Here is a 19,167-nt window from a genome sequence, read left to right on the forward strand (position 1 = left end):
TTCACTCCAGCAACAGCAGTTGTCAACGTCCCGTTGGCTTGCGCCTTGAGAACCGCCTGATACGCTGGCGATGCAGGGTCAAGATTACCCAGTACCGACGTCACCCAGTCCTTCGACAGCTTCCTTTAGCGAGACACGATGCGAGAGCAGCGTTATTTGCATCCGACAGGCTCTTGAACGCCGCATCGACCTGGTCACAATTCGACCCGCAATTCTGGTCCGCGGCCGCTTTGTCGGCCTCCTGCTTCTTCGACAGATAGTTGTTTAGAGCCTCGTTCTGCGCCGCAGCGGCCGCACCTTGGACATTTTCGCCCGTCGCACCGGCAATCAGGCCGGTCACGAGCATTGACGCCGCCGTCACGATCGACTGATTGCCAGGATCAGCGCGGTCCGCGTTTGTCTGAATGCCCAATGCATCACCGGCTAGGAGGGCGGTAACCGTTAACGATCTCTACCTCATGCAAGACGCCATAGACCGCCCGAATCTCGCACGGTCGCGATCAGCAGCACGCGGACCCGGAGCGGACCTCTGGGATTCTCGTTAGCGGACAGTCATAGCTGCTCCGTTCGAACCGGCGAAGTTACGGCTCGCCTAAGCCCCGGCAGAAAAGTGAATTGGAAGAAACGTCGAGGCGCCGATTGCACGCGTGCCTACGGCCCACGCAGAATGACTGGCAAAGCAGCACTCTCCCGCGCGGCGAGTCGCGTACGAGCGGAGAGTGTCCTGCCGACAAGCGCGAGACTGAAAGGCTCCAGTCTTTTCCTCGCGGGGCTTAACCCATCCCCATCAGTCTCTTTCACAGCATGAAAATCCAGCCCAGTGGCCGGTTGAGGATGAAAACATGCCGCAAGAGCTGCTGTTGGACCATCTTGCAGCCTTCGATAAATGGAAGATCGTTGTGGTCTTGAAGTTTCGCTTGCCTCTCCACGCTGTGCAGCCATTCCTCGCTCCCCGGATCGGGGCCGTGTCCTTCCCCATCCGAAATGTCGAAATAACGGTCACTAACGTAGGCGATCCACTCACGGCTCCCGGGCGGCACGCTTGGCGCGCGAGGTATATCGGTCGATATGAAAAGCCACGCCGCTGTAAGAACCAAAAGGCAGCCCCCGACGGCGCGCATCATGTGCTTGATCGCTATTTTCATGTATGGTCGTCTTTAGTTTCACTCGTTAGCGCCCTGAGTATCGGCTGGAGACCGTATCTAATAGCCAACCACGCGGAAAAAACGAGAATCGAAAATCTTCGGGCGTCGTTGTCATTGGCCTACGGGGTGAATGCGGGTCAACTTGTGACCTGAGAATGCAAACCACTGGCCGTTTGCACTCAGCTCAACGGAATTATTGGTCCAGCGAACGTCGTCGACATCGAGCCTGTCACTGATGGGCAACGCGGTAGCTGGCTTCTTTTGGAAGTCGTACAGGATGACCGACGGTGCGTCTGAAAAACCATTAATAAAGTCTTCAATGACGACGCGCGAGGCGGGTTTGCCTTCCGCAGGCGAATCGGTATAGTAAATGAAGCGGAGACCGTAAAGCTGGTCGAACGGCGAACCGTTCAAAGTCGCTCTGAAGTTCGCGCCGTCCGGCGCAGGGCGCGCAAGCTTGACGATCTGCAAAGGCCCCGAGACGGTCAAAATATCATTTTTGTTCGCGCCGTCAAATTGCGCCCAGGCATTAGCGCTGCAAAGCGCGAATGCCACTCCGATCCATCGATTTTTAACCAAAATTTGTGTTCCGGAAAAGGGTTGCAAGTTCATCGCGAAAATGGCCATGCAGCGATTGTAGATTTGAAGACCGTTGCTGACAGCTAATCCAAGATTAAGTTCACCGAGGCACGCATCACCGGTCCGGAACGCGTAAGACCGGCTCGTCTGTCCTTCGCATGAGCCGTAATCGATGTCATCAACGTTGGCAAGATCAAGCATCGTCGGCAAATTTGCCCCGCTTTTATAATCTCGATCGCTTGAGGTGCGTGAATCGTCACCAATTCAGGTGGTGGTGTCGAATGTCTCGTCCTGGCCGAATTAGCCAGGACGATCGCCACATGGGACGTGGAACGACCACAGTGGACTGGACGAACCAGTGCGAACGCATTACGCACCTAAATGTCCGTCGTCTGACGCAGAGGCCGCGACAAAACGGGGGCCGTGAAAAGCGCCAGGCAGTCAGATCAATAATCACCAGTAGAGCAAAAGACCAATGCAACACTCACGCGTCGCGATAGCACTGTCGGCATGGCTGACACTGACAGCTTTCGGCGCTTCGGCGCAAACTGCCTGCCGCCTGTTCGCTCGACGTCACCACTACCGTGCGGATATCCCGCTGCTCAGGTGCCACACAGGTGTACCTTGTTCATCGTCACCGGCACCCGCACGATGTTGCCGTCGGATACTTGCAGTTCCTCGACCAGAAGGTGCATTGGCATCCCGGGGGCAACCACGACCTTTAGTTCATAGTCTTTGCCTGTCTCAGGCACGAACTCTCCGATTCCGTTTCCACGGTAGGTCACGAATTGGTCGCCGCCAAACCAGCTAACCCCAAAATCGAGAGGCTTTCCAGCCTTCACCAGAATCTCCTCGTACGAGTTCTTTGGAACACCGTCCAGGTCATTCGGCATGCCCAATTTCGACGTGGAAATGAGACTGAGGTCAATCAAAGTGTGCTCGCCTTTGTTGATAGTTGTAAGCGACCTGACTGCCCGGTCTGAGTACGCATAACATTTTGAAGGAGCAAACTGGACGACGCTTAACGCTCCGTCTCCCGCGAAGCGGATTCTGAGTCGCGCGGTAGTGTCGCCCGGCTGGAGGTTGATATCAGTCGTCAGCAAATGTGGTACACAGGCCGTCAGCAGCGATGCCACGATAATGTTCGACAAGACGAGCCGGAAAACGGCAGACGTTTTTTGTAGGTTCATTTCAACAGGATGGATATCTTGCCTTCGTAGGCGTTGGGAAGTCCGTACATTGAGCCATTCTCGGAATACGCCACGAGTCGGTCAGTATTTGCGGAAGATGCGCCGAAAATGACAACGTAGGTTGCGTTCGCTGGAACATCTGCTGTTGCTTGGTAATACTCCCCTTGCAGGTACTTTGCTGCCCGTTTCATTGGTTCAAGCTTACTGGTTCCTGCCTCTTGAAACCCCGCGTCGAGGAACAAGGCCCTCGGACGAAACACCGTGGCCATCGGTAGCCAACCCGAACTCACGTACGTTTCAACCGTCATCGACTTAACCTTGACATCAGGCAACTTGTAAGCGACAAATGTTGAGCGCCCTTCGGGAAAATCGAATGTAGGACTGCGTCCGGTACTGATTGAAATGCCGCTCACCTGGGTCGAGTTCATTTGTTCGAAATGGACCTGTCGCCAGGAGCCGCAGCAATCTGCTGGCGCCGGTGGCTCGAATGCTATCGGTGGTCGGGACGCGCATCCTGCAAACGCGAGCAGCGCGACCGCGCATATGGTTTTTTTCAACGTTACATTTCCCACTATTGGATGGAGTCTCGCTCATTCGACACTGGCAATAACGGCACAAATCGCGACGGACTTGAATCGAGCATGACATTCCACTGACGTACGGATGTTGACTGTATTCCCGCTGTCGAGATTTCACGACGGTCTGCTGACGCCAACGAAGTGGTAGCTTAAGGAGCCTGGTTCGTCGATGCTGGTCGGCGTTAGACAGCATCCAAATCTGCCGCGTCGGCGGCCTAGCAAGAATCCGCACAAAACCCGGGCAGCACCGCACGCGCCGCAGCATACTCACAGCCATTTGAACTAGGGCAGGCGTCGAATAACCCATAACGGTTGCCTAGCAGAAGGAAAGAGCACCGATAGACGTTGATGCAAGACAGTATCTTGAAGTACAACTTCAGTTCGCCACTGCCATGGGAAGCAACGCGGCAAGATTGCGTCGAGAAGCCGACGATATCTTCGAAAGAATCGTCGGTCGGGACTGGTGACATCCTGCATAGCAACCAGATCTACTCAACTTGTACACGAATACGATCGCTGAGTGATATGGGCAAGGACGAAAGAATGGCGATACTGGTTAGCCAAGAAGACTGCAGCTGTTTTGCGCAGAGGCGAGCGGGACGCTTCGTCACACAGTTAGCTACCTGAATGCCCGGCTGTTTTCGGATTATGACAATAACGAAATCCGCAAGATTACACCCATCCCGTAAGAGGATGCACCCCGCGCAAAGCCTCGCAGTTGGCCCGCGCCGGCCTGTATGTGCCGGACATGAGTGGTACGAATGCGGCCCAGATGCGGGGCGACGTGTAATCAACGCGACGTGGACAGCCGACTCGTACACGGGTTGAGTGTGAAATTTGAGCGGACCGGTCAAATGGCCGCTTTCGGAACGCGATGGCCACCGGAATGTCTGCCCGATGCTTCTAGCGACTGGCGCTTCCTGGCCGAACCCGGTCCTCTGGCCAACGCAGGCGATCGTCGCCCGCACGTCGTGGCCGAACTTCCGTAGCCGGTCCGTCCCGGTAAGTCACACTTCCCGGAAGCGGACCCTCAGAGGCGGTAGCGGGAGCCCGTGGCGACCTCCATTTAAATGGATGCGCAGGGAATATGCGCCTCTCAGTAAGATCGAGCGCAGTCGGCCTTGCGCCTTACTCCGGGCGGGATGTCGCTCGGGCAGTGACACGCCGTACTGCTGTCCATGATCGCCTCCGACATTGGTCACCTCGTGTTCGACGATCAGGTGGTGCTTCATGTCCACGGCGGCCTGTACGTTGTAGCCTACTGTTCCGGCTCTTTTGCCGCCGCTGTTCATGGAACGGGAATCGGGATCTGTAAGGGATAGCTGTTTGTCCGGTTGCCTCTTCAATTGCTCGCGGATCTGCTTGAGTTCACGCATCTGCTGGCGCAGGAGGGCGATCTTCTCGTACAGGCGCACCGCGGACTGCAAAGGCTGCGATGGAGCGTGCTATGCGGCAAACCTGCCCCAACGTCGACTCATCACTGCTCGATAACTTGTTTAACGGTAACGAAGCCGTCGAGCAGTACGCGGACAGTATCGAGGAGAACTTTACCGGCAAACTCTCGATGGTCAAAACGGACAACGGTTGGCGAGAGGATCGCTGACCAACGCCAGATGGCGATGTGAAAACGGCGCTGACGCCTTGTCAGCGCGTGAGGCTCCGGAACTCACAGAGCCTCTTTTTTTGTAGAAACCTGAACGGCAGACACCGACGGCTATTTTGGCGTTCCGCTCTCGCTCGAGCGCTTGGACGGGGACAAGTGCGAGATCCGAATCAACCCAGCTCTGTAAGAGTCTTTCTTGATGACACAGTTCGTTCGGCTCTGCAAGCGCACCATAGGACTACGTTTCGAATCGCGGTGCGATTTGTAAACGTACCCGGCGTGCCTCCGCTTCTCGCCCATTTCCACTGCCCCGGTTGCCATGGCGAACGCGATAGCATTCATCGCGAGCCCCGCACCTCACCGGGCCTTTTTCGCACCCGTGTCAGACAATGGCAGACACGCCAGACTCCTTTACCCGCAGGGGTTTCGGCTAATTCGAGGTCGCATGGCCCACATCGCAAAAAAACTTTGTCTGACGCATTTTCCGGCGCACAATCATTGGCTTACCGATGGTTTTGATCTCGCACGGCAGCGTGCGTCATGTGTGTAGCTTAAACAGGGGAGGTTTTGATGTTGAACCGTAACGAACAATCCGCAATTAACCCGGCCGGCGACGGCTCGGCACCGCGCGGCAATTCGGGTATTTCCACGGCACCGCCGCCCGTCACGCAGCAGGACACAATGCGGGATTCAGCCACCGAGTGGATACAGAGCGCGATGCAGACTTCGAAGCAAATGCACTGCAACGAGGACTTCCGCAGGGAAGTCGCAAAGAGGCTTTTCTAGCCCTCCGTTACCGCACACACGACCACCATGAATTGCACAAACCGGACGACAGCGCCGCGATGCTCGCCGACGCCATAAAGCACGAACCCGGCGCTTGGCCGGGGTTCGTCTCACTGCTGCTGTCCGGGCAATAACCCGAGTGCCTATCCTTCGCTGTCCGTGCGCAGAATGCTCAAAGTGAGAAGGTCACACAGCGATTCTTCGCTACCGCGTCAACAAGGAAGTCGCGAAACCGTGCGAGCTCTGACAGCAACAACTCTCTCGGTACACTCGTTGTCAGGGGCTCGTGTTCGGATGCCCAACGATATACGAATTCAACATTACATGCATCCAGTTCCCGCAAAGCACGAATTCTCCCGTCTAAAGCCTCAACAACTGCATTCACCACCGTCACGTCAGCCTCGTCCTCTTCAAACTGATCGAACATAGTGCCGTGTTTGGCGTTGAAGTCAGACCAGAATTTCGACGAGAACAACCACTCCGATAGTGGGCCTGACAAGCGTAGCTGCGCCGCCCCTTCGTCCATCGACACCAGAGATTCCTGCATCCGCATGGCATAACCCCTTACTTGACCGGATCGGTATTGTTGAAGTGCGTTAAGCCATTCCGCACACCCGACGGAACGCCTGTTTGCGTCGTCTTATTCGGACCAATCAGTGGAACGTTGTTCGGGATCACATTGCCGCTCTGATCAAGATACTGACCGGCAGCGTTCTGCACGCGATAGTAATTTCCAGCGTTGTCGTACACCACAGACATGCCTGTGGTCGGATTCGTATAGATCGTTTTCCCAGATTCCGTGTACGTCACTTGTGGATTTGATCCCACAATGTTCTGTACGGTTTCGCTCAACGAGCCGCTTGACCAGTTGCCGCTGTTCGCCGTCGCTCTCGCCGCACCTTGAGTATTGTAAACGGGTGCGTCCGGTGTGCTGTTTGTGGCAGGTGCTTGACCGGTGGCAGAGCTTCCAGTACTGCCCTCTAGAGCCGCGCGGCGTCGCCAGACGTGTTTGTGGCAACAAATCACAAGCGCGAGCGAGCGACACTACGCCGTGCACTACCCGTCGCAAACCATCGCGCTATGGGCCATTTCCATAGGCGTCGATTAGCCCCTTTCGCCAATCCGGCACCAACTTATCAAACGGAAAGAGCGGAGAGGTGCCTCCGTCAACCAATTCCTCTATGGGTTTAGCCCATAGCTGCGCAAGCGCGCCACGGAACCGGTCGACATCTGAACTATCACGTAACGCGATTACCGCGACATCGTTACTCTTCTCGCAGTAAATGCACCATGAGCCCGCGTCGGAGGCACAGGCATACCTATCTACCCTGTAAAGCCAACCACTCTCCGGACCACCTGACTGTAGAGCGTCGATGTATTGTTCGGTGGTCATGGCTCGATCTACGTAAATTGCTGCGACACGCTCGAACTCCAAAACAGAAGTTAGATCGAGGTTAACAAGGCACGCTACCGTGCCGCCTTCCAAGCGCATCAACTCCGTCACAGCACCGACAAAGTGTGCACCAAAGATGCGATCAGACTCACAAAAGAGGAACTTTCCCCATGCTCCGGTGAACACCAAGGAAGGTAGCAAAGTATCAAAGCTTACCGATTCCGTTACGTTTTCAAATGCTGCCAATCGGGCACCAGCACTTATCTTCTTCATATCAATATCTCCCGGCTACTTCGGATTAAGAGAGAACTTTGCCGACACACCGCCCGGCCCGAAGTATTGCCCTCCGGCTTGCCCCGTTGTCGTGCGCGTATAAATGGTATACGTCGAGGTACCGTTATTCAGGACGGTGAAGGAACCATTCTTGTTGGTACCTTGGTTAGTAACGCTATACCCGTTCGAGATCAAATTTGACTCAAACTGGTCTGCGGTAACGTTGGTCTTTACGTTCAGATACTCGCTTCCTGCGTTCGTAATAGACGTATCGTACGTCGAGAACGGACCCGCAGCCGTGCTGTTTGTGGCAGGTGCCTGACCGGTGGCAGAGCTTCCAGTACTGCCCTCCAGTTCACCCTCACCATTATCGCCGCCTTTCGAAAGAAGCGGGCTGGACGGGCCGCCGGCCCATCCCGGGGACACGGATACATAGCAGAACGGCGGATCACAGACCGTCACGGGTGCTGCACCGGTTGAGGGCGGATTAGGCCCATTGGGCGACGGAATTTGTCCGACCAGGTCTTTCGCATTCGAAAGGACCACCGAGGTAACTGCCTGCCCCGCTGGATTACCCGGCAACCACGGCATGAGCGTATATGCTGCGGCAATGAGGGCTTTGGCCAGCCCTCCACTTTTTGCCGCTGCTTGCGGGTCCTGAGTCGAGTTGTTCAGTGCCTCGTTCTGTGCTGCGCTCACGGCTCCTTGAACATTCTGCCCCGCCGCCGACGCTATGCCCCCACCAACCAGCGTCGAGATTGCCGTCACCAGCGCCGTCTGTCCCGTTGTCAGATCAACACCGGTCGGATCAATCGCCTTGATCACATCCGGGGCAACGATCGCACTAGCCGCCCCGCCAATTGCACCGCCGACACATCCAGTCCCGCTTGCCGACGACAGGGCGCATCCCAAAGCTGCATGGCTCGCGACATACAACGGACTGGAGGGGTCTGGATTGCCATTTTGACCATTGAATTCGGTACCGATCGCGCTTGCACCCACGACGCCTGCATCCGCAATTACGCTGTTCTCAAAGGCCCGACCGAAGCTGCCTCCATACACAGCAGTGTCGATACCAGCTGTCACCAACCCTCGCTCAGCAATTGTCCCCAACGCCTGCCCGACTTCGGTCGCAGATGCAGTGCCGTTCGCAATATTGCTACCGATCTGTTGAAGGCCCTGCGTTCCAGCACCGAGCGCAGAGAATGCACCAGCAGTCAACGCTCCCGTCGCCCCGGCTTCAAGCATTTGCCCGAAATTGAACCCCTGGCCAGATGCAAGTTGCCCAGCGGCACTTCCTGCCATTGCGCTAAGCGCGCCCACCGTCATCGCCATCGGAAGTGACATGGCCGCCAATTCGACGCCCATTGCGGCCGCTGCTGCCCCCGCCGTCACAATCGACGCCGCAATCGCAATAGCCGCCACCATGAACGTCGGTAGCCCGCCACCGTCCTTCACAAAGTCCGTGTGCAGGTTGTCGCTAACCGCTGTCTGCGTGAAGTTCGTACCGAGCTGTTGCTGAAGCGCAGCCAGCACCTGCTGCGTACCAGCCTGATCGACCGTGCCGTCCGCGTTGAGCTTCTGCAGTGCACCGCCGATCTGATCCAACGTCTGCACGTTGAGATCCATGTTCGCCGCGCTCATGAAGCCGCCCGGCTGAACCGTCGTACCCGTGGTATCGACGTAACCGCCCTTGACCTTGGCCCAGATCTGCCCGACGTCGACCTGGTTCGCCTGGTTGGTCAATGTGTCGGTATTGACCGTCAGCGTGTCCGAAGCAGTAATGCTTCCGGTATTCAGAATGCTGCCGCCGCTACCCTTGTCGAAATTGAGCGTGACGTTCTGGCCTGAGATATTGCCGCCAGCCGACATCGCACTCGTATTGCTCGGCAGATAGACCTGCGGCATCAGTGCCGTGATGGTCGGACACGTATTCAGCGCTGGCCCCGTCGCCGTACACGTCGGGTCCGGCACAGTCTGCTCGACGTACCAGAGCATCGGCTTGTCGAGCGCGTTGATCTGCGTCTGCGTCAGCGCATCGCCAAGTTGCAGATTGTTCGTCGTCGCATAGTCGAGTGCGTTCTGGTACAGGTACTGCTTCTCCTGTTCCGTCACGGATGTGCCGGTCTTGCTGTCGTACGTCAGCCCGTCTATAAAGCTGGCCTTGCCGGTTTGCTGCAATGCTGCCTGCTGCAGCATCAGGTCTTCTTCCTGCGGGTTGTAATAGAACAGCGTGGAACTCGGCTGAAGATTGGACGGAAGCGCATTGAGCAAATTCTGCGGACCCAGGTTGCCAAGCGTCGACGTGCCGAGCGAACTATCGACATACGAAGCCGTTCCCGCCACCGCAGTCGGGATTGCGCCGCCCACCTGATGCTGCAGCGTGATGCTGATGCCTGGCATATTCACCGGGCTGAGCGAAATAACCTGTGACGGCCCATTAACACGCGGCGTATAGGTGTTGGCCGTCGTGATGCCATTGATCAGCTTCTGGCCGGTCAGCGTCACCGACGTGCCAATCACATTGCCGACATTCTGAATCTGTCCGCCGGACGTAATCGTCAGATTCGGCGCCTGAATCGTGGCCGCGATGTTGCCGACCGGTTGTGGCGGATCGATCGTACCGCCCGTGCTCGTATAAGCACTGCCGTAGAGCGCCGTGCATTCGGCCGGCGATCCGCAAGCCCAGACGTCGTGACGCTTGTCCGAACTGAACATGCCGGTTTGCTGCACCCAGTGCGAGTGCCAGTAAGCATTGAGCGTCTGTGCCTCATTCACCACCGGCCCCGCCACCGCGATAGTCGCCGCAGTTCCGGCAGTAATCAGACTGCCGATGTTGGTTAGGCTGCCCGCATTGATCTGCAGGTTATTGCCCGCGCTGATCACCGAGGAACTGCCTGACTGCTGGTCGACATAACCCTCGCAGTAGCTCTCCCTGTAGCCACCCGCCGTCATACAACCTGAATACTGTTCCTTCGAACCGTAATCCTGATGCACAGGCACCGGCGGTGGCAGCGTGTTCGTTATAGCGCCCGACACGTTGAGCGTGATGTTATTGCCCGCCACGATGTTGCCTGACTTGTTGGTCAGTCCTTGCGCGGGAGTTGTCGAACTCGCGGTCGTACCGACACCGCCGATCACGATGTCGTGACCCGCGAGCAGGTTGCCATACGTATTGCTGACCTGGCCGGCGGCAATCACGAGGTCGTTGCCGGCGTAAATCGTCGCGCTCTGCTGCGCGTAGCTGAAACTCGTTGTCGTCGGATTATCTCCCCGATAACCCATTCCAGCGGCGCACTCGCTGGCCGACACGCCCGTCGCGCAGCCTGGCGAACTGCTCGTCGACGTAATGCGCTCGCCCTGGTTGCTGAACGACTGGGCTCCACTCGCATTGAAGTTGCGGCCCGCATAGATGTTGCCGCTATTAACGAGATTGCCGCCCGACAGGTTCACGTCCTGGCCAGCGACGATCAGCCCTTGCTGACCAAACGTAGTGGTCGTGGTTGTGATGCTCGCAGGGACCGGCGCGTTTGAATTGAACGTAGCCGTGGTTTCACCGCCCACGTATCCACCGAGTTCATAAGGGATCGGCGCGTTATAAAGGCCGACTGTCCCAAGCGCTTTCAGTTGAGCCATGAAGGCGGTGAGCTGGGCTTGGTCGACCGTGTCCACAACCGTGGCCGTCACGTTTCCAAGCGAACCGTTATTCAGCGATTGCAGGTTGAAGTTGACGTTCCCGCCCGCAGAAATGATGCCGTCGGCGTTCGACAGCGAGCCTGCGGTCAGGGTGATGTTGCCCCCCGCCATGATGGTGCCCGGCGTGCCGGCGCCTGGCGCCGTGACAGTGCGATCGATACCCGGCAGAGCGATCGTCTGATATGAAACGCCGGCTTGCTGCAAATTGCTGCCGACCTGCGTCGGCTCTGTGAGTTGTGCGCCATACATGCCGGTCAAGGCGGCGTTGTGCGCCACGTCGAGCACGCCATTCGCCAGGTCGGGGCCTAGGTCGGACAAGGTCGCGTTGTAGGTATAAGTTGCGTCGTAATACGACCCGCCGTTTCCGCCCGTGAACCCATAAACCGTCTGCGTGCCGACCACTATCGAGCCATACAGTGACGGGTCATCGGCCGCCGAAACCACTTGCGTAGACGATGTCAAACCGCCCTGAACACCATTGTTGACGACCGTGCCCGCATTGATGGTGATGTTGCCCGCGGCCGAGATCGTGCCCGTCGTATTCTGCAGCGTGCCGCCCAGCGAGAACTGCATGTTGCCGTTGGACTGGGTCGTCGCACCCTGGTTGTCGTAGTTACCGCCGTTGATCGAAAGCAGGTTGCCCGCTTCCACGGTGCCACGATTTGTCGCGTTGCCGTTGAGCGTCAGCGTGTCATCCGCATGCATTACAGCGCCGGCCACGTTGTTCAAGGTGCCGTTGAACGTCACGTCATTGCCGGTGACCTGCCCGAAGTTCGTGAACGTGCCATTGGTCGCAAGCGTCAGCGGCGCAGTCCCCGTCATCGTGCCGTAGTTATTGATGCCGTTCAGCCCAGTCAGCGTCACACTCTGGCCACCGTAATTCCACGTGCCAGTGTTGCTGATCGACCCCGCGGTAATCGAAAGCTGACCGCCCTGGCTAATCGTCCCCTGCGACGGGTCGAACGCCATATTCGTGGCAGTGATGCCCATATTGCGTTGCGCGAGCAACTGACCGCCCGGGTTATAAAAGGAGCCGTTGCCGCCATTGATCGTCAATGAGACGTCGCCGGTCGTCGGTCCACCGGGCGCATTGGGATTGCCCGCAAAAATAAGCCCGTTCTGATTGTTCAGCGATCCGGTGTTGATGTTCAGGCTGTTCACCGCCATCAACGATCCGCCGCTGTTGTTCAGCCCGCCCGCCACCGTCACATTGGTTGTCGAACCGTTCACCAGACCCGCGTTGGTGAAGTTCGTGGCGTTGACCGTCGTGGTATTCGTCGACGCCAGCGATGCATTCGCCGCATTGGTCACATTCGGCGCGGACACATACAGCGCCCCACCTGAAAGCACCTGGCTCGCGTTATAGAACCCATTCCCAGAAGTCAGCGTCGCGGCCCCAACCACATCCACCGCCGACCCAACCAGCGAGAGCTGATTCGAGGCCGCCGCCGTCAACGCCCCGCCGACAATCGCCGTCCCCAGCGTCACATTCGTACCGCTGAACTGCATATTCCCCGTGGACACCATCGACGCCTGACTCGCATCGAGCGTCCCCTGCGCGGTCACCGAAACGTTCTTCGACCCACCTTGCGAGCCACTCAACGTGACGTTGCCGCCGCTCAACTTAAACTGCCCCGCCACCGTGCTGCTGCCGCTCAACGTGAGCTTCTGCCCGGCACTCATCGTCGTATCGCCGTTCGACGACACGCCGGCCACGGTCACGTTGCCCTGCGTCCCCGTGACATTCACCGTGCCCATCGACGACACCGCGCCCGTCACCTTCGCATCTCGCGCAGCCTGAATCGCCACGTTGCCACCGGACTGCAGGTCACCACCAAAACTCACACTGCCACCCGTAGATGTGGCCGTGACATTACCCACCGCCGTCGTCGCGCCGAGCGACATATCGCCGACCGACGTCGCGGTAAACAGCCCCGCACCCTGAATCCCGCCAAGCGTGATGCCTGCACCCGCGCCGATCGTGATGTCCTTACCGAACGTCAGCGCGCCGCCACCGTTCACCGAACCGCCCGCGTTGATCGTCGCGAGGCCGAGGCCGAGGAACGAGCCGGTCAACGTCGCGGTGCCGCCGGCGGTCAGCGTCGTGTCGCCGTTGACGAGTTCGCCATTCAGCGCCAGCGTGCCGCCCGAAGTGGCCTTCAAATTTCCCTGACTGGTCACCGCGCCGCCGACATTGAGATTGCCGCCCGTCGCAGTCAGCGTGACATCGGAATTCGCGCCGACAGTACCGCTTGTCGTCAAGTTGCGACCCGCCGTCACGTTGAGCTTGTCAGTCGCCGAAGCGTTACCGACGACCGTCGCATCGCGCGCAGCCGTCACGCTGATCGCCGAGCCGGACGCGAGCGTGCCGCCCACATTCACGTCGCCTGCACCGTTGTGTCCTTGCGCCTGCAACGCAATCGCGCCGCCGGCTTGCGCGGAACCCATCGAGACGTCATTGCCCGCCGTCGCATTCAATGCGCCGTTCGTTAAGACACCCCCGGTCACGCCGATGCTGCCGCCCGCGTTCAACGTCGCCTGCTGGCCAAAAGCTACAGAACCCGCGTTAATCGAACCGCCCGCCGTCAACGTACCCACGTTCTGCGCGCCGATGCCGCCCGACAGCGTCATGTCGCCGCCCGACGTGAGTTGCGCATTGCCGCCCACCGTCGTCGCGCCGGAGAACGTGAGCGCCTGCCCCACGTTCGCATTCAGATTGCCTTGCGTCGTGACATTCGCCGCACTCGCGTTACCGCTGGTCGCCGTCAGCGTCAGATCGCCTGCCGAGTTAATGTCGGCGAGCGTGATATTGCGCGCGGCATCGATCGTCGTCGCGCCGCCTGCGTTATTCGCACCTCCCACGCCGACATCGCGTGCCGCCTGCAGCACCAGCGTGCCGAGCGCCGCAGCCGTGCCGCCGAGCGTCACGTCACCGCCGCCAGCGTTACCATTCGCGGTCACGGCAAGATTGCCGGTCACCGCCTGCACGCTGCCCAGGCCCGCGCTGTTGCCACCCGTCACCGTGACGCTCGCGCCTTGCAGCGCACCGGTCAATGCGAGGTCGTGCGAAGCATTCAGCGTCGCCGCCTGAGCAAACGCCGCCGTGCCCGCGCCGTTGATATCGTGCGATGCCGTCAACGTGCCGCCAAGTTGACCCGCGAGCGCACCGGTCAGCATGATGTCGCGGCCCGCCTGCACGGTCACGTCTCTCGCCGCGTTGATCGTGCCACCGAGCTGCGTATCGAGCGCGGACGTGAGATTCAGCGCGCCAGACGTGGTCGTGGTGCCGGTTAGCGCAATGCTGCCGGCTGCAGCCGTAGCAGTGAGATCGCCCGCAGTGGTTTGTACCGTACCGCTCACCGTCACGTTGCGTTGTGCAGCAAGCGTCAACGAATCGCCGGTCGTCAACGAACCGCTGACCAGCACGTCGCGCGCCCCGCTTAACGTGACCAGACCGGGCGCCGTTGCCGCACCCGTGATTGCCGCATCGCCGCCGCCTGCATTGCCGTTAGCAGTAAGCGTCAAGGTCGTAGCCGAATTGACGTCGTGCAGCGTGGCGCTGTTGCCACCGAGCGCACTGATAACGTTCGCCTGCACGCTCCCGGTCAGCGCGACGTCGCGTTGCGCCGTGTAGTTCGCCGCCTGCGTAAACGCCTGCGTGCCGGCACCACCGATATCGCGGCCCGCCGTCACAAAGCCGTTCGCCTGGCCGATCAGCAAACCGTTCAACAGCGCATCGCGGCCCGCACTCAACGTTGCGTCGCCAACCGCACTCGTGCTCGCGCCGAGCGACAGGTCGAGACCCGTCGTGATGGTCAGTTTGCCGCCGCTGTTGATACCGCCCGTCGCGTTCAAACTGCCTTGCCGCGCATTGAGCACCGCGTCGCCGACCGACTCGACCGCGCCTGCGGCGTTGATATCGTGTTGTGCGTCAATGCCGACGGTCGTGCCGCTCGCGATCTTGCCCGTCGTCGCTACGGTCACATCGTTCTGCGCCGTCGCCGTCACAGCACCCGCTGCGGCAACGGAACCGTTGACCGTGAGATTGCCGGGGCCATTAGCCGTATTCGTGCCGTTCGCGTTCAACGTGACGGTGCTGGCGGATTCGACGTTGTTCACGCCGATGTTCCCCGCCGCGGTCACCTGAACCGCCTGGCCCTGAATCAACCCGCCTTGCGCCACATCCCGGCCCGCATTTAGCGTGGCCGCCTGCGTGAATGTCATCGTGCCCGCGCCGCCGATGTCACGACCCGCCGTGACGATGCCTTGCCCCTGCCCGGCAAGCATGCCGGTCACGTTGACGTCGCGCGCTGCGTTGAGCGTCGTATCGAGTGCAGCCGTGGTCGTTCCGCCAAGATTGATGTCGGAACCGGCCTGCACGTTGAACGCGCCGTTGCTCGCGATCGTGCCCGTCGAACCGACATTGCCGTTCTGCGCGGTCAGCGTGGTGTCATTAGCCGATTGAATCGATCCGCTAAAGCCGATGTTCTGACCGGCGTTCACCGTCACCCCCGCACCGCCGGTGACCGCACCGGTGATGTTCAGATCCTGAGTCGCCGCAAGCGCGAGGCTCGATGCCGCCTGCACGTCATGCACCGTCGCTGAACCGCCCGCATTCGTCTGCACGGTGCCGCCGCGCAGCGAACCGGTCAGATTCGTGTCGCCACCGGAACTGACGTTCGCCACGAGGCCGAACGCGCTGGTCGCCGCGCCCCCAATCGAGCCGCCGGCCGTCAGCGTGCCATTGCCTTGCGCAACCACCGAACCGTTCATCGTCAGATTCTGGCCGGCGTTGACAGTCAGGTCGCCGAGCGCGGAAGTACCCTGCGTACCGAGGTCGACCGATTGCGCTGCATCGACCAGCAGGTTGTCGCCGGACTGAATGTTGCCGGTACTCGTCAGCGATCCCGCCGCGTTCGTCAGTGCGACGTTGCCATTCGACGCGACGCTGCCTGCGATCGACGTGTTGCCGCCGCTCGTCACGCTCAGCGCGTTCGCACTCTGCAACGCGCCATTGATCGACGTGTCGCCGCTCGAAGTCAGCGACGCCGTCGACAACGAAGCAACCAGGCCGTTGACCGCCAGCGTGCCGCCATTCGCCGCAACCTGGAGCGCCGAGTTCGCCTGCACGTTGTTCAACGCGACGGAATGACCTGCAGTCAACGAGACGCCGGCGCCTTGCAACGCACCGGTCACCGACAAATCGTTCGCGGCGGTAACGTTCGCATCCTTGACGAAGCCGCTGCTGCCGCCTGCGATCACGTTATGTCCCGCGCTGAGCGTCGCTGCCCCCTGCCCCGCCAGCGTGCCGCCGATGGTCAGGTCATGCCCCGCCGTCAGCGTGGTATCGCCGGTCACGCTCGTCGCGCCCGTCAACGCGACATCCTGCGCGCCATTGACCACAAGGTTCGCCGCGCCGTTCAACGTGCCGCTCGAATTCACACTGCCATTCACCGCTGCGACCGACAGGTCGCCGACCGCCTGCACGGTGCCCACTGCTGCCACCGCAACGTCGCGCTGCGCCGTCAGCGTGACCTGCGAGCCACCCGCCAGCGTACCGTTGACGATCACATCGCGTGCCGCCTGCACGTTCGCCGCTCCAACCGAAGCCGCGTTGCCGTTGAACGTCACGTCACCGCCTCCGGAGGGATTGCTGGTGATGCCGTTCGCCGCAACGTTGAATGCACCACCCGCCTGCACATCGGCGAGGCTCGCGTTATTGCCCGCCGTCACTTGCAGACCATTGGCGAGCAGCTTGCCGATGAAGGCGACGTCCTGTCCCGTCGTCAACGTGCCGTTCTGGCCGAACGCCACCGATCCACTGCCGGTGAGATTATTCTGAGCATTGAACACGCCATCCTGCTGCACGATGACTACACCCGGAACGTCGAGGTTGCGCCCCGCGCTCACTTGCGCATCGGTGCCAACGAGCAGCGAACCCGCTACCGAGATATCTCGCGCGACATCGGCTGCGAGCGTCGTGCCGCTTGCAAGCGATCCGCTCACCGATAAGTCCTGGCCTGTCGTCACCGTGACGGCTTTCTGCGCGGTGGCCTGCCCGACCACGTTCGTGTTCTGACCGGACGTCAGCGCGAGGCTACTGCCGCTCCTGACAGTTCCGTTGTTCGTCACGTTGCCTTGCGTCGCGTTCAGGCCGAGATCGCTCGACGTCTGCAGCGCGCCGTTCACGTTGACGTTGCGCTGCGCGGTCGCCTGCAACGTACTGCCGTTGGTCTGCCCGTTCACGTTGATGTCGCGCGCGGCCTGCAAGCTCGTTGCGCCGCTCATCACGGCGGTGCCGTTCAGGTTGATGTCGCCTGTGCCGTCGTTGCCTTGCGCCGTCACGGCGAGCGCGCCGCCGGTTTGCACGTCGCCAAGTGTGACATTCGCGCCACCCGTGACCGCCGTGTTGCCGTTCGATTGCGCATTCGCCACGTTGACGTTGCCGCCCGCCGTGACGGCGAGCTTGCCGCCGGTCTGAATCGTGCCAGTCGATGTGACGTCGCCGTTCGCATTGATCGTGTAGCCGCTGATGCCGACGTGGGCGCCGGTCATCGACAGATTGCCGCTCGCCTGCAGCGTGGCTTGTTGTTGCGCGGCCGAGCCGTTCACCGTCAGATCGCCATTCGACGACAGCAGCAGATCACCGGTATTCGCCGCCATTTGCGCATCGGTGCGCACGCCCATGCCGGCTGCCGTGCCGATCACCTGGATCTGGCCGGCGGTCATCGCGCCGAACGCGGTGGCGTCGATGGCGAGACCGTTATTGGCGTGGCCGTTGGCGCTATTGATCGCGTTGGCGGAGTTATCCGCACCGTTCGCGGACATCGCATACGTGGTGCCGTTACTGCTCACCGCCGACGGCAGCACGAACTGTCGCCCGGCAATCGCGTTGATCCGTGAGCCTGCATACAAAGGCGCGTTGATGCCGATGGTTTCACCGATCAGGTCGATCGTGCCGACCGTGCCTTCAATGCCGGCGCCGGGGCCATTCACGCCCGCGTTGCCTTCGATCTGGATATGGCCACCGGTCACGCTATAACCGACCGCCTGCGCGTTGTCGAAGTCGGTAACCGTGCCCTTGAGATCACTCAGAAATTGGGGCGTACCGGTCGACAAAGTGACGCCGATCGTATTCGTGAATCCCGTACCGTTGGTCGTGATGCCGTTGGGGTTCGCGATGATGACGGTGGCAGGCGCGCCGAACACTTCGAGCGGCCCGTTGAGCAAGCTTGCATACGCGGCGCCCGTTGACGTCACCTGATTGACGATCACGCTCGCCGTACGGCCCACGAGATTCGGATTCGCCTGCAGATCGCCGCCGGTGAGCGACGTACCGGCCATGAGGCTGTTATTCAGGATCAGCCCGACCGGATCGATGTTGAAACTCTGATACTTGTTGAGAGAAATCCCTGCTGCGTTCGGCGCGGTGATGTTCACGACTGGCACGCCGCCGCCTGCGCCGGTGGTCTGCGTGATCTTCGGTTGAAACGTGATCGGCGCTGTCGGATCGACAATCGGCGCGGCCTGCGCCATTTGCATCGCAAAGCGGATACGCACGGCGCTCAGGTCAATGATGCGTTGCCATGCCTCGTCGTCCAGACGATGGCTGCCGGCAGCCAGAACCCCCGCGGCGTCGCGGCTTTGCTCGAACGTGATCGAGAGCGGTCCGGCGAACAGCGTCAACGCGACCAGCGCCGACACCGCGCGCTGCCACATGCGGTACGGACGAGCAGGCATAGACACCGACCAGCGCTGCCGCGCGGACTGCATGCCGCGATCGTGCCGCTCGTCATGTGCCTGACGGTTTTGCTCGAGTTGTCGTAAAGCGTTGCGTGTGGACGCGTTCATGGTGCTCTCGTCTTTTTTTGGTTCTTCTTGTACTTCCGGCACTTCTTCCGCGCCGTTCCGGACGACCGACCCG

At 60.0% G+C, this 19,167-nt stretch carries 10 protein-coding genes and 1 pseudogene; 1 reads left to right on the forward strand and 10 read right to left on the reverse strand.

Translation table 11 applies throughout. The annotated features are described in order from the left end of the window. Positions 1 to 100: 100 nt before the first annotated feature. The 6 genes and pseudogenes from HWX91_RS00960 to HWX91_RS00985 all read right to left on the reverse strand — a co-directional run. The gene (locus HWX91_RS00960; RefSeq protein WP_338138001.1) at positions 101 to 361 is read right to left on the reverse strand and encodes a hypothetical protein; all 261 of its coding nucleotides are present in this window, start codon (positions 359 to 361) and stop codon (positions 101 to 103) included. A 436-nt stretch (positions 362 to 797) separates the two neighbouring features. After that, positions 798 to 1,145: a hypothetical protein gene (locus tag HWX91_RS00965; RefSeq protein ID WP_235430113.1), complete on the reverse strand. Its 348-nt coding sequence runs from the start codon at positions 1,143 to 1,145 to the stop codon at positions 798 to 800. A gap of 111 nt (positions 1,146 to 1,256) precedes the next feature. Then, positions 1,257 to 1,925 (reverse strand): hypothetical protein, encoded by a 669-nt coding sequence (locus HWX91_RS00970; protein ID WP_235430114.1) that lies wholly within the window; start codon positions 1,923 to 1,925, stop codon positions 1,257 to 1,259. Between the two features lie 401 nt (positions 1,926 to 2,326). Beyond that, a complete protein-coding gene (locus tag HWX91_RS00975) occupies positions 2,327 to 2,914 on the reverse strand; it encodes a hypothetical protein (protein ID WP_028196078.1) in 588 nt (195 codons plus the stop codon). After that, positions 2,911 to 3,342 carry a MalM family protein gene (locus HWX91_RS00980; RefSeq protein ID WP_028196077.1) on the reverse strand — a complete coding sequence of 144 codons (432 nt, stop codon included), beginning with the start codon at positions 3,340 to 3,342 and terminating at the stop codon, positions 2,911 to 2,913. Before HWX91_RS00980 ends, HWX91_RS00975 begins: the two co-directional genes overlap by 4 nt. A gap of 1,322 nt (positions 3,343 to 4,664) precedes the next feature. Next, positions 4,665 to 4,907, reverse strand: a pseudogene (locus HWX91_RS00985) (IS5/IS1182 family transposase); the annotation flags it as partial. Between the two features lie 32 nt (positions 4,908 to 4,939). Between HWX91_RS00985 and HWX91_RS00990 the strand changes: the two are divergent. Then, a complete protein-coding gene (locus HWX91_RS00990; RefSeq protein ID WP_235430115.1) occupies positions 4,940 to 5,095 on the forward strand; it encodes a hypothetical protein in 156 nt (51 codons plus the stop codon). 958 nt (positions 5,096 to 6,053) lie between these two features. On the opposite strand, the gene HWX91_RS00995 is transcribed toward HWX91_RS00990, so the two are convergent. The 4 genes from HWX91_RS00995 to HWX91_RS01010 form a co-directional block, all read right to left on the reverse strand. Next, a complete protein-coding gene (locus HWX91_RS00995) occupies positions 6,054 to 6,434 on the reverse strand; it encodes a hypothetical protein (RefSeq protein WP_046572033.1) in 381 nt (126 codons plus the stop codon). A gap of 11 nt (positions 6,435 to 6,445) precedes the next feature. Next, positions 6,446 to 6,733, reverse strand: coding sequence for a hypothetical protein (locus HWX91_RS01000; RefSeq protein ID WP_127837977.1), 288 nt, complete (start codon positions 6,731 to 6,733; stop codon positions 6,446 to 6,448). A 226-nt stretch (positions 6,734 to 6,959) separates the two neighbouring features. Beyond that, positions 6,960 to 7,547, reverse strand: a complete 588-nt coding sequence (locus HWX91_RS01005; RefSeq protein WP_028196073.1) for a hypothetical protein — start codon at positions 7,545 to 7,547, stop codon at positions 6,960 to 6,962. A gap of 15 nt (positions 7,548 to 7,562) precedes the next feature. Further along, entirely contained in the window at positions 7,563 to 19,094 is an 11,532-nt protein-coding gene (locus HWX91_RS01010) for a two-partner secretion domain-containing protein (RefSeq protein ID WP_081833042.1), read from the reverse strand. Between the last annotated feature and the right edge of the window lie 73 nt (positions 19,095 to 19,167).

It is taken from the genome of Paraburkholderia fungorum (genome assembly GCF_902833645.1).
GTDB classification, from domain to species: domain Bacteria; phylum Pseudomonadota; class Gammaproteobacteria; order Burkholderiales; family Burkholderiaceae; genus Paraburkholderia; species Paraburkholderia fungorum.

Bases quoted from the DNA above. Each gene is read 5' to 3' on its own strand.
- HWX91_RS00975 (WP_028196078.1), bottom strand. From the start codon at position 2,914: ATGAACCTACAAAAAACGTCTGCCGTTTTCCGGCTCGTCTTGTCGAAC.
- HWX91_RS01005 (WP_028196073.1), bottom strand. From the start codon at position 7,547: ATGAAGAAGATAAGTGCTGGTGCCCGATTGGCAGCATTTGAAAACGTA.
- HWX91_RS00970 (WP_235430114.1), bottom strand. From the start codon at position 1,925: ATGCTTGATCTTGCCAACGTTGATGACATCGATTACGGCTCATGCGAA.
- HWX91_RS01010 (WP_081833042.1), bottom strand. From the start codon at position 19,094: ATGAACGCGTCCACACGCAACGCTTTACGACAACTCGAGCAAAACCGT.
- HWX91_RS00995 (WP_046572033.1), bottom strand. From the start codon at position 6,434: ATGCGGATGCAGGAATCTCTGGTGTCGATGGACGAAGGGGCGGCGCAG.
- HWX91_RS00965 (WP_235430113.1), bottom strand. From the start codon at position 1,145: ATGAAAATAGCGATCAAGCACATGATGCGCGCCGTCGGGGGCTGCCTT.
- HWX91_RS00990 (WP_235430115.1), top strand. From the start codon at position 4,940: ATGCGGCAAACCTGCCCCAACGTCGACTCATCACTGCTCGATAACTTG.
- HWX91_RS00980 (WP_028196077.1), bottom strand. From the start codon at position 3,342: ATGAACTCGACCCAGGTGAGCGGCATTTCAATCAGTACCGGACGCAGT.